At 66.1% G+C, this 13,596-nt stretch carries 14 protein-coding genes; 8 read left to right on the top strand and 6 right to left on the bottom strand.

The annotated features are described in order from the left end of the window. Positions 1-45: 45 nt before the first annotated feature. From LC066_RS18915 to LC066_RS18905, 3 genes are read right to left on the bottom strand one after another with little or no spacing between them, the layout of a single operon-like run. Positions 46-801, bottom strand: a complete 756-nt coding sequence (locus LC066_RS18915) for a LamB/YcsF family protein (RefSeq protein ID WP_224902362.1) — start codon at positions 799-801, stop codon at positions 46-48. 16 nt (positions 802-817) lie between these two features. Further along, complete coding sequence (locus LC066_RS18910) at positions 818-1,519, bottom strand: hypothetical protein (protein WP_224902359.1); 702 nt, start codon at positions 1,517-1,519, stop codon at positions 818-820. Beyond that, positions 1,491-1,790 carry a hypothetical protein gene (locus tag LC066_RS18905; protein WP_224902356.1) on the bottom strand — a complete coding sequence of 100 codons (300 nt, stop codon included), beginning with the start codon at positions 1,788-1,790 and terminating at the stop codon, positions 1,491-1,493. The genes LC066_RS18910 and LC066_RS18905 overlap by 29 nt, the downstream gene beginning before the upstream one ends. A gap of 329 nt (positions 1,791-2,119) precedes the next feature. On the opposite strand from LC066_RS18905, the gene LC066_RS18900 reads away from it, so the two are divergent. The 3 genes from LC066_RS18900 to LC066_RS18890 all read left to right on the top strand — a co-directional run bounded on the left by LC066_RS18900 (position 2,120) and on the right by LC066_RS18890 (position 4,603). Next, complete coding sequence (locus LC066_RS18900) at positions 2,120-2,644, top strand: hypothetical protein (RefSeq protein WP_224902353.1); 525 nt, start codon at positions 2,120-2,122, stop codon at positions 2,642-2,644. Positions 2,645-2,775: 131 nt separating this feature from the next. Further along, positions 2,776-3,402, top strand: a complete 627-nt coding sequence (locus tag LC066_RS18895; RefSeq protein ID WP_224902350.1) for a ribonuclease HII — start codon at positions 2,776-2,778, stop codon at positions 3,400-3,402. A gap of 100 nt (positions 3,403-3,502) precedes the next feature. Beyond that, positions 3,503-4,603 carry a site-specific DNA-methyltransferase gene (locus tag LC066_RS18890; RefSeq protein WP_408634074.1) on the top strand — a complete coding sequence of 367 codons (1,101 nt, stop codon included), beginning with the start codon at positions 3,503-3,505 and terminating at the stop codon, positions 4,601-4,603. Positions 4,604-4,702: 99 nt separating this feature from the next. On the opposite strand, the gene LC066_RS18885 is transcribed toward LC066_RS18890, so the two are convergent. Continuing rightward, a complete protein-coding gene (locus tag LC066_RS18885) occupies positions 4,703-5,335 on the bottom strand; it encodes a class I SAM-dependent methyltransferase (RefSeq protein ID WP_224902348.1) in 633 nt (210 codons plus the stop codon). After that, a complete protein-coding gene (locus LC066_RS18880; protein WP_224902345.1) occupies positions 5,332-6,150 on the bottom strand; it encodes a sulfotransferase family protein in 819 nt (272 codons plus the stop codon). Before LC066_RS18880 ends, LC066_RS18885 begins: the two co-directional genes overlap by 4 nt. 172 nt (positions 6,151-6,322) lie before the next feature. Here LC066_RS18880 and LC066_RS18875 point away from each other — a divergent pair, with 172 nt between their 5' ends. From LC066_RS18875 to polA, 4 genes are all read left to right on the top strand, one after another. Beyond that, positions 6,323-7,900, top strand: coding sequence for a DUF5928 domain-containing protein (locus LC066_RS18875; protein ID WP_224902342.1), 1,578 nt, complete (start codon positions 6,323-6,325; stop codon positions 7,898-7,900). Positions 7,901-7,925: 25 nt separating this feature from the next. Next, the gene (locus tag LC066_RS18870) at positions 7,926-8,306 is read left to right on the top strand and encodes an HIT domain-containing protein (protein WP_224902339.1); all 381 of its coding nucleotides are present in this window, start codon (positions 7,926-7,928) and stop codon (positions 8,304-8,306) included. A gap of 102 nt (positions 8,307-8,408) precedes the next feature. Next, positions 8,409-8,600, top strand: coding sequence for a zinc-finger domain-containing protein (locus LC066_RS18865; protein ID WP_085888763.1), 192 nt, complete (start codon positions 8,409-8,411; stop codon positions 8,598-8,600). 246 nt (positions 8,601-8,846) lie between these two features. Further along, the gene (gene polA / locus LC066_RS18860; RefSeq protein ID WP_224902336.1) at positions 8,847-11,666 is read left to right on the top strand and encodes a DNA polymerase I; all 2,820 of its coding nucleotides are present in this window, start codon (positions 8,847-8,849) and stop codon (positions 11,664-11,666) included. Positions 11,667-11,702: 36 nt separating this feature from the next. Here the strand turns inward: polA and LC066_RS18855 are convergent, their stop codons facing one another. After that, positions 11,703-12,737, bottom strand: coding sequence for an asparaginase (locus LC066_RS18855; protein ID WP_224902332.1), 1,035 nt, complete (start codon positions 12,735-12,737; stop codon positions 11,703-11,705). Positions 12,738-12,908: 171 nt separating this feature from the next. Here LC066_RS18855 and LC066_RS18850 point away from each other — a divergent pair, with 171 nt between their 5' ends. Next, positions 12,909-13,433 (top strand): invasion associated locus B family protein, encoded by a 525-nt coding sequence (locus LC066_RS18850; protein ID WP_222475166.1) that lies wholly within the window; start codon positions 12,909-12,911, stop codon positions 13,431-13,433. The last annotated feature ends 163 nt before the right edge of the window (positions 13,434-13,596 follow it).

The raw sequence follows: 13,596 nt of genomic DNA, 5'->3' as shown, positions 1-13,596 counted from the left end.
AATTCATCCCCCCGGAGTATTTCAAGCTGTCGGATCAGAGCGGGGTCAGGCGAAGGGGGCGATGGTGACGCCCTCTGCTTCGAGCCGGGCGCGCAGTTCTGTCGCCAGGGCGACGGCGGAGGGCTCATCCCCATGCACGCAGATGCTCTCGGCGGCCAGCGGGATCTCGGCGCCGGTGACGGTCTGCATCCGGCCGGTGTCCAGCAGGTGCAGGATGCGCTCGGCGGCGGTCCTGGCATCGTGGATCATCGCACCGGGCTGGCCACGGGGCACCAGCAACCCGTTGTCCTGGTAGCCGCGGTCGGCGAAGATTTCCGAGATCGTGGGGATCCCGGCGGCGCGGGAGGCGGCTTCCAGCTCGGTCCCCGAGATCGCCAGCATCGCCAGGCCGGAGGCCTTCACCGCCACCGCGATGGCATCGGCCACGCTCCGGTCGGCGGAGGCAAGGTTGTTCAGCGCGCCATGGGGTTTGACGAAGGTGACCGGGCAATCGGCCAGGGTGGCCACGCCCTGCAGCGCGCCGATCTGCGCCGCGACCAGGCGGGTGATCTCCTCGCCGGTCATGGGGATGATGCGACGACCGAACCCCTCGCGGTCGGCATAGCCCGGGTGGGCGCCGGCGGTGACGCCCGCCTCGCGGCACAGCCGCAGCGTTCGGTACATGGTTTCGGGATCCGAGGCATGGCCGCCGCAGGCCACGTTGGCCGAGCTGACCACGCCCATCATCGCGGCGTCATCGCCCATCTTCCAGGGGCCATAGGCCTCGCCCAGGTCGGAGTTGATGTCGATTGTCCGGGTCATGCGGGGCCTCCTGTGGTCAGAGTACCCGGATAACATCCTTGCCCACGGAAAGCACGTAGCCGCGCCGCGCGATGTTCTTGATCAACAGTTCGCTGACGATCTGGTTGCCCAGGGTGTCGCGCAGCCGCTTGATCCGGGTGGCGCCGGCGGCCTCCTCGCAATCGGCCTCGGCCCGGCCGGAGATCATCGCCTCGATCTGCACGCCCGACAGCACGTCGTCGTCCATCCGCGCCTCGGCCAGCACCGACAGCGTCTCGATCGCCGCATCGGTCAGCTTGAACCCGAGGTTGTTGAGGTAGACCATCTTTTCATCGCGGGAGATCATCAGGCTGTTCACCTCGATCCCGGCGCGTTCGATCGCCGCCATACGCCGGTTCAGCGTCACCAGCATGACCAGAGAGCCAAGGGCGGCCAGCAGCAGCGCGGCGGAGAAGATCAGCAGCACGAAGATGACCATCCGGTAGGAGGTCAGCGTTTCCGAAAAGGCCGTGCCCGACAGCGCCAGGATGTTCAGCAGCTGCACCTCCGACTGGGAGGTCAGGTCGTTCTCCACGAAGATCCGTTCGACCCGGTGGTTGAAGGCATTGGCATCGGGCAGGTTCAGGAACAGGAACACCGCCGCCAGGGCCAGGATCGCCACCACGGCGGCCAGCCCCAGGGCGACGGTGCGCGTGCCCGATTTCCGGATGTCAGAAGCGAAGATAATAGGGTCCTGCATTGGCCTTCCTGTCTGCCAGCCCGCTGTCGTCGAAGACGGAGACGACATTGAGCAGCTCCCAGCCCGCCTGTGCAAGCCTCTGACGCGCTTCCTGGGTCGCGGTGGACGTGTCGCAGGCGGAAACCTGCAGCACGCCGTAGTGCAGTTCGTAGGGCTGGTCGCGCTTCGCCTTGTAGTCGGCATAGCAGGCCGCCTGGGCCGACACGGGCAGGGCCGTGGTCAGGGCGAAGGTGGCGAGCGCCAGCATGAGAGAGGCTGTTTTCCGGGTCATGGCGCCACTGTCGGCCATTCATTGCCGCTATTCAATGACCGAGCGGCCATGCGCCGCCGTTATCGGATAACCGGCTGATCCCGCGCAACTTTCATGGGCCTGTTATCCGATGTCCGGGGGCTGTCATCGGGGGCTATCGGATAGCCCGGCGGTGATATTGCCCGGCAAGAGGGGGCAGGCCCAAGTTCATCTCATCGCTTTCGGGCCAAGGCCGCGACGGCCCCCCGGGAGATCACCGTAACACATGATGAACAGGTGGCCCCGCCGCCCGAGACAGATCCAACGACAGACCTAACCGGCCGCAAGGCCTCCGCCGAAAGGACAGACCCATGACCCGTTTCTTCCGTATGACCCGCAAGGCCGTGCTTTCCACCATCGCCGCCGCAGTGGCCGCGACCTCGATCACCGCGACGCCCGCCAGCGCGGGCAATGACGACCTGGCCAAGGCGCTGCTTGGCATCGGCGCCATTGCCATCATCGGCACAGCCATCGCCAACGAAAGCCGCGCCGACGATCGCAAGCATGAGGATCGGGACCGGAACCGGGGGGGCTGGAACAATGGCGGCCATAACGGTGGTTGGAACAACGGCGGCCACAACAACGGAGGCTGGAACCACACCCCCCGGCCCCGTCCGGCGCGCAAGACCATCGCATCGCGCTGCGAGGTGCGCACCTGGGTGAACGGCTACCGCGCCATCGGCTACCGTGCCGCCTGCGCGCAGAAGACCGCCTCGCGTCCGCAGCAGCTGCCCCAGGCCTGCCGCCAGCGCACCGACATCCCGAGAGGTGTCCAGGGCCCGAAGGTCATCTACCGCAAGGTTTGCATGCAGAAGCGTGGCTGGGTCACGACCTGACCCCGACCCGACGACAAACCAGAGCAGCACCTTGCCCCGTCCGGTTCGCCCGGGCGGGGCCTTTTGCATCTCGGTCGCGCCCGCGCCGCTTGGCCCTTGCCAGGCGGGGGCGGGCCTGCTCAAACGCGGGGATGAAGACACAACCGGATTTCTCCCTCGAAGAGGCCCTGTTCGCCCGTGGCGCCCGCCTGGTGGCCGGCGTTGATGAGGTGGGTCGAGGCCCGCTGGCCGGCCCTGTGACCGCCGCTGCCGTCATCCTCGACCCGGCCGCCATCCCCGATGGGATCAACGATTCGAAGAAGCTGTCGGCGAAACGGCGCGAGGCCGTGCTGGCCGCGTTGCACGACAGCGCCCATGTCTGCTTGGCCCACGCCAGCGTGGAGGAGATCGACGAGATCAACATCCTGCAGGCCAGCCACCTGGCCATGTGCCGCGCGATCGACGGGCTGCCGGTCCGGCCGGATCACGTGCTGGTCGACGGCAACCGTCTGCCCAGGGCGCTGACGCTGCCCGCGACGGCGGTGGTGAAGGGGGATGCCAAGTCGCTGTCCATCGCCGCGGCCTCGATCCTGGCGAAGATTGCCCGCGACGCGATCATGGTGGATTTGGCGCAACAGTATCCCGGCTACGGCTGGGAATCGAACGCGGGCTACCCGACGAAGGTCCATCAGGCGGGACTACAAAATCTCGGGGTGACCCCACATCATAGACGTTCCTTCACGCCTGTGCGCAATATCTTGTGTCGAGACGAAAACTAAACCCCTGATTCGAATAAATAAATTGACCTCGAATCTGCTTTGACTCATCATTTGTCCACAACATAGAGCGCGAAAATCGCGCCGTGCATTGAGGCAGTACATGATGAACACCAAAGCAAAAGGGGCTCCCGAGCTCCCTCTCAATACCATTTTGTCCGGCGACTGCGTGGAAGTGATGAATGCACTTCCCGAGAACTCGGTCGATCTGATCTTCGCCGATCCTCCCTACAACCTGCAGCTTCGCGGCGATCTGCACCGTCCCGACAACTCGAAGGTCGATGCGGTCGACGACGACTGGGACCAGTTCGACAGCTTCGAGGTCTACGACCGCTTTACCCGGGACTGGCTGAAGGCCGCGCGCCGCATCCTGAAGCCGAACGGCGCGATCTGGGTGATCGGCAGCTATCACAACATCTTCCGCGTGGGCGCCGCCCTGCAGAACGAAGGCTACTGGATCCTGAACGACGTGGTCTGGCGCAAGGCCAACCCGATGCCGAACTTCCGCGGCAAGCGGTTCACCAACGCCCATGAAACGATGATCTGGGCGTCGAAGTCGGAGAAGGCCAAGTACACCTTCAACTACGAGGCTCTGAAGGAGCTGAACGAAGGCGTGCAGATGCGCTCCGACTGGGTCCTGCCGATCTGCAACGGCGGCGAGCGCCTGAAGGATGCCAACGGCGAAAAGGCCCATCCGACGCAGAAGCCGCAGTCGCTGCTGCATCGCGTGCTGATCGGCTCGACCAACCCCGGCGACGTCGTGCTGGACCCGTTCTTCGGCACCGGCACAACCGGCGCCGTGGCGAAGATGCTGGGCCGCGATTTCATCGGGATCGAGCGCGAGGAGGCCTACATCAAGGTCGCCGAGGAACGCCTGGGCCGGGTGCGCAAGCTGGACAAGGAGGCGCTGGAAGTGACCCGCGCCAAGCGTGCGGAGCCGCGCGTGCCCTTCGGCCAGCTGGTCGAACGCGGCATGCTGCGTCCGGGCGAGGAGCTGCATTCCCTGAATGGCCGCTACAAGGCCAAGGTCCGCGCCGACGGCACGCTGGCCCAGGCGGACATCAAGGGATCCATCCACCAGGTCGGCGCCAAGCTGGAAGGCGCGCCGTCCTGCAACGGCTGGACCTACTGGTGCATCAAGCGGGACGGCAAGAGCATCCCGATCGACGCGATGCGCCAGCAGATCCGCCAGGAAATGCGCTGAGGCCCGAGGCCTGAAATCGCTATCCGCCGGCGCCGCATCCTGGGGGACGCGGCGCCACCACCTTACCCTGCCGCTTGCGGCAGGGTTTTTTGCGGTCTCCTATCGGCTGTCGCGTTCGAAGACGCACCAGGTCCAGGTCACGCCGGAGGCCCTGTTGCCGGGCTGATGCGATGCGGCCTCGACACGGGAAAGACAGCTGAAGCCACTCGCACCGGCATGCCGGATCAGCCTGTCCGGATCGATCGGATGCCCGGGTCGGTCGGCGGGTGTCGGGCCATGGCGCAGGGACAGGATCAGGCGCCCGCCGGGACGCGTCAGTCCGCAGAGCAGAGGCAGACACGCTACCTGCGCCTCGGGCGTCAGGTGATGCCAGACCCCATTGGCCAGAACCAGATCGAAGGGGCCGTCGGCGGCCGTGAGGCTGGAAAGCTCGGGCAGCCGGTCATCGCGCCAGGTGATGCCCGGCCGGTGCTTAGCGCCAGCCGCCCGAAAGGCCGCGACCGGCTCCAGCGCCAACACGTCGAAGCCGCGCGCCGCAAACCAGGCGGCATCGCGCCCGGTCCCGGCGCCGAGGTCCAGCATCCGACCCGGACCTTCGGGCAACAGCGCCGCGACCGGTGCCAGAAGGGCCTCGGTGGTCACGGCGGTCTCGTAGGAAGGGATCAGCGCCTCGGCGGCCCGGGCATAGCCCGCGATGATCGTGTCAGGGGCGGGCCCCGCGACTCCGGTCATTCGCCCAGCTTGGCGTGCACCTCGTCCAGGTCGATCTCCCCCACGGGCATCTTGTTGGCCGGATTGGCGACATCGTATTTGAACAGGTCGAAGTCGCGCTTGTAGATCTCGTAGACCAGATGCATCGACAGGTCGTCGAAGTAATCCTCGACCGGATGTGCCCGCTTCGGCCCGTGGCCCTCGCTTTCGTTGAAGCGCGGGATCTGGCCCAGGTCGACCGCATGGGGCGTGTCGATGGCGTTCAGCACTTGCTGCATCCCGTCGTTGAACTGTTCCGTCCAGAAGATCTTGTCGTAGCGCCCGCCGTTGACGATGAAGGTCGACACATGCCCCGCCATGGCGGACCAGTGGATGTCGGGCTCCATCGGGCGGCGCCAGCGGATGGTGTCGCGGGCAAACAGCAGGAAGCGGCGGAAGCTGGCGATCTGGTCGAAGTCGTCCTGGCCGTCCTCGCCGCCGACCTCGATGCCGTATTTCTGGATCAACAGTGGCACGAGGTTGCCGCGATAGCGGCGCCCGTTGCGCTGGATGCCGCAGATCTTGTCGAAGAAGGACGACAGGATCCGGGTGTAGGGATTGCGCACGCAGGTGAAGGCATAGGATTTGTGCCCCTGCACGTTCGCCTCGATCAGGGGCTGGCTATGGTCCTGCGACCACTTGTGCAGCCCGTCGGTCGAATCGTGGATGTCGCCGTCGAAGAACCGGCCATGGTCCGAGTAGAACATGATCTGCCCGATCGTGGAGCAGGCGCATTTCGGCACCACGCGATAGACCACGCTCTCGCTCTCCGTCATCCAGGTGCCTGGAAACCCCATTATGCCTGTCCCTTTGCGTTGCGCCCGTCTGCCCCGGCGCCTGTTTTTGGCGCCTGTCCCCAAACCCGGCGCGTGTCTCGCACAAAAAAGCAAAGAAACCCTGTTTTATCAATCCGCCTTGACGCGTATCACTGGGCAAACCCCCGGATGCTGAAGGGCTGCGCTGACGCATATGGCGACGATCGCGTTCATATTGCTGTGTCACAAGGACCCCCAGGGGATCATTGACCAGGCAAACCGGCTGACCGCCGTGGGCGACTACATGGCGATCCATTTCGACGCCCGCGCCAACCCCGCCGATTACGACCAGATCCGCGCCGCGCTGAAGGACAACCCCCGCGTCACCTTCGCCCGCAAGCGGTGCAAATGTGGCTGGGGGGAATGGTCCCTGGTGGAGGCCACGCTGAACGCGGTCGAGGCCGCGGTCGATGCCTTCCCCCGCGCCACCCATTTCTACATGCTCTCGGGCGACTGCATGGCGATCAAGACCGCCGAGTACGCCCATGATTTCCTTGACCGCGAGGAGGTGGATTATTGCGAGAGCTTCGACTTCCACACCTCGGGCTGGATCAAGACCGGCATCAAGGAAGAGCGGCTGATCTACCGCCACTACCTGAATGAGCGGAAGCACAAGTTCTGGTTCTACAAGTCGCTGGAATGGCAGAAGAAGTTGGGCCTGACGCGGGAGATCCCGGAGGATCTGCAGATCATGATCGGTTCGCAGTGGTGGTGCCTGCGTCGGCGCACGATCGAGGCGATCCTGGACTTCACCAAGACCCGCCGCGACGTGATGCGTTTCTTCCGGACCACATGGATCCCGGATGAGACCTTCTTCCAGACCTTGGTGCGCCACCTGGTGCCGGCGAAGGAGATCCGCTCGCGCACCCTGACCTTCCTGATGTTCACCGACTACGGCATGCCGGTGACCTTCTATAACGACCACTATGACCTGCTGCTGGCGCAGGATTTCCTCTTTGCGCGCAAGCTCTCGCCGGAGGCGCATGAGGTCAAGCGCCGCCTCGGGCAGCTCTACGCGGCGCGCGGGGTCGACTTCCAGATCTCCAACGAGGGGCGGTCCCTGTACAAGTTCCTGACCGGGCGTGGCCGGATCGGGCGCCGTTTCGCCACGCGGTTCTGGGAAACCGAAAGCTCGCTGGGGCGCGAACGCGAGCTGATGATCGTGATCTGCAAGAAATGGCACGTGGCCAAGCGGCTGGTGGAGCGGATTGTCGAAGAGACCGGCATTCATGCCATCGAATATCTCTTCCACGAGGCAACGACGCCGCTGCCGGACCTGGGTGGTATCCAGTCGACGCTGGAGAAACGCACCCGCCACCGGCGCGCGCTGATGCGGATGCTGTTCGATTACCACCAGACGGATCGGATGATCGTCTGCATGGACCCGTCGGGCCTCGACCTGATGCAGGATTTCTGCGGCGACCGGTCCCGCACCCGGCTGCTGGAGATCGAATGCAATTTCACCGACGACTATCTGGTGGGCCATGCCAAACGCGTGGGCCTGGCGGGCGAACAGACCGCGCAGGACACGCTGGAACGGCTCTTGCCGACGATCCGCCACGACATTGCCTATGAAAGCGACCGCATCCGGGACAGCGATTTCGAACATCTCGGCCGTATCCGCGAAGGCCAGGCCCCGGCCCAGAATGCCGCGGCCCTGGCCGATTTCCTTTCCGTAGATGCGGCGACGGCGGAGGAGATCCTCTCGCTGCCCCATCTCTTCACCGACTGACCGACAGACCGAAAAGGGTGTGCCCATGGCCTATGCCTATGACGACCAGAACATCTTCGCCAAGATCCTGCGCGGCGAGATCCCCAACAAGACCGTGGTCGAGACCGACCATACCCTCGCCTTCGAGGACATCCGCCCCCAGGCGCCGGTGCATGTGCTGGTGATTCCCAAAGGCGCCTACGTGACCTATGACGATTTCGCCGCCCGCGCGTCGGAGGCAGAGATCGTCGATTTCCACCGCGTCCTGGCCAAGGTCGTGGCCGAGGCCGGTGTCGACGCCGCCAGCGGCGCGGGCTGCCGCTTCATCTCCAACGCGGGCGAACATGGCGTGCAGGAGGTGCCGCATTTCCACATGCACGTGCTGGGCGGCCGCCCTCTGGGCCGGATGCTGGACGCGGCGATCTGATCGCCGCAGACGGCGCGGGATGGCTGCGGCGCGGCGCGCCTTGCGCGCGCCCGCCCTTTCACGCTATTTCCCCTTCAGGCAAACGCAGTCGCGAGGAACCCCATGTCGTTCGAAGCCCCGGAAACCAAGATCGTGGAAACCGCCAAGATCGCCTGCGACGGCGGTGAAGGTGCCCTGGGCCATCCGCGCGTCTGGCTGCACATTCCCGAAGAGACCGGCTTCATCGAATGTGGCTACTGCGATGCGAAATACATCCTGAAGGGCGGCCCCGCCGACACCGGCTCCGCCGCCTGATCCACCTCGACAGACCTGCCGTGCCGCGCCGGCGCCCCGCAGGGCGTCCCGGCTGAAGGTCCCTGCGCGCCAGCCCGGGGCAGCGCGCCGCGCCCCCATCTTTTCTTTGCTGAGAATATCCCGGGGGAGTTGAGCCGCAGGCTCAAGCGAGGCAAAGCCCTCGCCCGGCGCGGCCTTCCCTCCGCTCTTCCCCCCGCCCCCGCTTCATGGCACATCTGACCCCCAGACGAGCACAGGGGTTTCATCATGAGTTTCGGCAAGGGCTGCCACCTTCACCTGATCGACGGATCGGCCTTCATCTTCCGCGCCTATCACGCGCTGCCGCCGCTCACCCGGAAATCCGACGGGGCGCCGATCGGGGCGGTCTCGGGCTTCTGCAACATGCTGCACCGCTACGTGGAGGGGAACACCGGCCCCGACGCGCCGACCCATGTCGCCGTGATCTTCGACAAGGGCAGCCACACCTTCCGCAACGACCTCTACGATCTCTACAAGGCCAACCGCGAGGCCATGCCAGAGGATTTGCGCCCGCAGATGCCGCTGACCCGCGAGGCGACGAAGGCCTTCAACATCGCCTGCGAGGAGATCGAGGGCTATGAGGCCGACGACATCATCGCCACCCTGTCGTGCCAGGCGCGCGAGGCGGGCGGGCGCGTCACCATCATCTCCTCGGACAAGGACCTGATGCAGCTGGTCGGCGACGGGGTCGAGATGCTGGACGCGATGAAGAATACCCGCATCGGCGTCGAAGGTGTCGAGGCGAAGTTCGGCGTTGGCCCCGACCGCGTGGTCGACGTGCAGGCGCTCGCGGGCGATTCGGTGGACAACGTGCCGGGCGCCCCGGGCATCGGCATCAAGACCGCCGCCCTGCTGATCAACGAATTCGGCGATCTGGAAACCCTTCTGGACCGCGCCGAGGAGATCAAGCAACCCAAGCGTCGCCAGACCCTGATCGAGAAGCGCGAGCAGATCGAGCTGTCGAAGAAGCTGGTCACGCTGGACTGCAACACGCCGCTCGACTTCACCCTTGATGACCTGGAGGTGAAGGACCCCGACCCCGATGTCCTGCTGCCCTTCCTGGCCAAGATGGAATTCCGCAGCCTGACCAAGCGGATCGCCGACCGCCTGGGCGCAGAGGCGCCGGAGATCGACGACACGCCCCAGCCCGGCGCCGAAGCCCCCGAGGAAGCCGCCCCCGACGCGCCGCCCATCGACCCGGACACGTATGAGACCGTCACGGATGCCGAGGCGCTGGCGCGCTGGATCGACCGCATCCGCGAACGCGGCTACGTGGCCGTGGACACGGAAACCACCGGCCTCGACGAGATGGTGGTGGACCTGGTGGGCATCTGCCTTTGCGTCGACGCTGGCACCGCCTGCTACATCCCCCTGGTCCACAAGGCCGAGGGCGAGTCGGGCGGGCTGTTCGGCAACGACGACCTGGCCCCGGGGCAGATGCCCCTGGCCGAGGCGCTCGACCTGCTGAAGCCGGTACTGGAGGATGCCAGCATCCTCAAGATCGGCCAGAACATGAAATACGACGCCAAGATCCTGCGCCGTTACGGCATCCGCGTCGCGCCCTTCGACGACACGATGCTGATCTCCTACGCGCTGCACGCGGGTCTGCATGGTCACGGCATGGATGCCCTGTCGGACCGCTACCTCGGTCACACGCCGATCCCGATCAAGGAGATCATCGGCACCGGCAAGAGCCAGATCACCTTCGACCGGGTGCCGATCGACAAGGCCACGCGTTACGCGGCGGAGGACGCCGACATCACCCTGCGCCTGTGGCAGACCCTGAAGCCGCGCCTGCACCGCGAACAGGTGACCACCGTCTACGAGACGCTGGAACGCCCCCTGTCGCCGGTCCTGGCGTCGATGGAAATGCACGGCATCCAGGTGGACCGCGACACGCTCTCGCGCATGTCCAACGCCTTCTCGCAGAAGATGGCGCAGCTGGAATCCGAGATCCACGAGCTGGCGGGCGAGACATTCAACGTGGGCTCCCCCAAACAGCTGGGCGAGATCCTCTTCGACAAGATGGGACTGGAGGGCGGCAAGAAGGGGAAGACCGGCGCCTATGCCACCGGGGCCGACATCCTCGAAGACCTGGCCACTGAACACGACCTGCCTGCCCGGGTGCTGGACTGGCGCCAGTTGTCGAAGCTGAAATCGACCTACACTGATGCCCTGCAGGAACACATCAACGCCGAGACGGGCCGCGTGCACACCTCTTACGTGCAGACCGGCGCCAACACCGGGCGCCTGGCCTCGACCGATCCGAACCTGCAGAACATCCCCGTGCGCTCCGAAGAGGGCCGTCGCATCCGCGAGGCCTTCGTCGCGCCCGAGGGCAAGGTGCTGGTCTCGCTCGACTACTCCCAGATCGAACTGCGCATCCTGGCCCATGTGGCAGAGATCGACGCGCTGAAGCAGGCCTTCCACGAGGGGCAGGACATTCACGCCGCCACCGCGTCCGAGGTCTTCGGCGTGCCGCTGGATGAGATGACGCCGGAGATCCGCCGTCAGGCGAAGGCGATCAATTTCGGCGTGATCTATGGCATCTCGGGCTTCGGCCTGGCGCGCAACCTGCGCATTCCGCGCGGCGAGGCGCAGGGTTTCATCGACCGATATTTCGAGAAGTTCCCGGGGATTCGCGAATACATGGATCAGACGACCGCCTTCGCGAAGGAAAACCTCTTCGTGCAGACGCTGTTCGGGCGCAAGATCCATACCCCCGAGATCGCGGCCAAGGGCCCGCGCGCGGGCTTTGCGAAACGCGCGGCGATCAACGCGCCGATCCAGGGCACGGCCGCCGACATCATCCGTCGCGCCATGATCCGCATGCCCGAGGCGCTGGCGAAGATGCCCGACAGCGCGGCGGTGAAGATGCTGCTGCAGGTCCACGACGAACTGATCTTCGAGGTAACCGCCGAGGCGGCCGAGGATCTAATCGGCGTGGCGCGCGGCGTCATGGAAAAGGCCGCCGATCCGGCGGTGAAGCTGGACGTGCCGCTGGTCGTCGACGCGGGGCAGGGGGCCAACTGGGCCGAGGCGCACTAGGCGCCTCGTGCCTCTCGGTGTGCGGGCAGGGCGGCGCTAGGCGCCGAAGCCCGGGGCGATGCGCAACTCGCCCGCGTGGATCCCCCGGCGCGAGCGGATCTCCGGGTTGCCCCACTTCTTCGCCATCGGGTGCCCGGCCTCCAGCGCGCCGTATTTCACCAGCAGACGGGTGATCGCCGCCTCACTGGCGCGGGTGCCGCCGTCCAGCACCTTCAGCGCGATGCCCAGGCCACGCTCGGGCAGGATCGCGACGAAAACCGCCTCGGCGCCGGTCTTCACCGCCGCGCGCCCCTCCATCGCGCGCATCAGCTCGGTGCAGGCGCGGGTTTCACCCGCGACCATCTCCGGATGGGCCATCATCGCCTGCACCAGCCGCGCCTGGGCACTGTGGCGCAGGCCCTGGCCTTCGCGCGCCACGGCGAAGGCGGCCATGGCGCGGGCCAGCCCCTGCAGCGAGGTGGCGAAGTTGGGCGCGGAACAGCCATCCACGCCCCAGCCCCGGACGGCCTCACCTGTGACCTCCTCGAAGGCGGCGCGCACGGCGACCTGTACCGGGTGATCGACCTCGGTGTACTCGGCCCCTGCGTTCAGGTGCCGGTTCAGGGTCAGGAAGCCGCTATGCTTGCCCGAGCAGTTGTTGTGGATCTGGCAGGGCATCTCGCCCGCCCGGATCAGCGCGTCGCGGGCGGGGATGTCCGAGGGCTCCTGCGGGCCGCAGCGCAGGTCCGCCTCGCCCAGGCCGAGGTCCGACAGCCATCGGGTGACCGCGTCGGAATGGATCGCGGCGCCATTGTGCGAGGCACAGGACAAGGCCAGCTGCGCCGGCGTCAGCCCGGCGGCATCGGCCGCGCCGCTTTCCACCAACGGCAGGGCCTGGATCATCTTGCAGGACGAGCGCGGGTAGATCACCGCCTGTGGATTGCCCCAGGCCTCGACGATCTGGCCGCTGCCGTCGACGACCACCGCGTGGCCCGCGTGCAGGGATTCGCAGATCCCGCCGCGCCACAGTTCCGCCACGGGCACCGCGCCTGTGTCCTGGGGCCCGATGCCCGCTGTCGTCTCGTCCGTCATTCCCGGTTCCCTCCGCCGTTCACGCATGTGCGAATTCCTGCCAATCGGCCTTTCGCATGTGGCAGCTTTTCGTCTATTGTTGCAATGTCGAGACGCAATGGACCCCACCGAAGACGCCGCACAGGCGCTTGGGGTCAGGACAGAGGCAAGGACAGCTTGGAGGCTGGACAGATGACATTCCGGGTATTCGCCGCCGCGGCCCTCGTGGCCTGCGCCGCAACCGGCGCGTTCGCGCAACAGGACACGAGCGAGAACCAGGTCAGCGCACAGACCGACTGGTCCGTATTCGAAGACACCGACCCGCGGGAATGCTGGGCGGTGTCGGTTCCCAAGGAAACCGTGAACACCCGCGATGGCGAGGTCGTGTCGGTGCGCCGCAGCGAGATTCAGCTGATGGCCTTCTATCGCCCCGGCGCCTCGGTTTCCGGGCAGCTGGCCTTCACCGGCGGCTATCCCTTCGCTGAAGGCTCCACCGTGAACCTGAACGTGGATGGCAACGAGTACGAGCTTTACACCGAGGGCGAATGGGCCTGGCCGGCGACGACCAGCGACGACAGCCGCATCATGGCCTCGATGAAGGCCGGGTCCGAGGCGGTCCTGACCGCGCGGTCGAGCCGTGGCACCGTCACCCGCGACACCTTCTCGCTCATGGGCTTCACCGCCGCCGTGGAAGACAGCGAACGCCGCTGTCAGTGAGCGCCGTCCCGGAAACGCTCTGGGAGAGCGTTTCGGGCGCGAACGGGCGGAGCCCCGGAGACCGGGCCTACCGCCTTCGACCCGTTGCGCCTACTGCGGGCAACGAGACACGCCCTTGCGTGACGGGTTTTCATGACCACATGAATCCGCTATAGACCCGGCT

The sequence above is a fragment of the Pseudooceanicola marinus genome, from assembly GCF_020177265.1.
In the GTDB taxonomy this organism is placed as follows: Bacteria; Pseudomonadota; Alphaproteobacteria; order Rhodobacterales; family Rhodobacteraceae; genus Pseudooceanicola; species Pseudooceanicola marinus_A.
The sequence above is the reverse complement of the archived record's forward strand: the minus strand, read 5'-3'. Positions and strand labels throughout refer to the sequence as shown.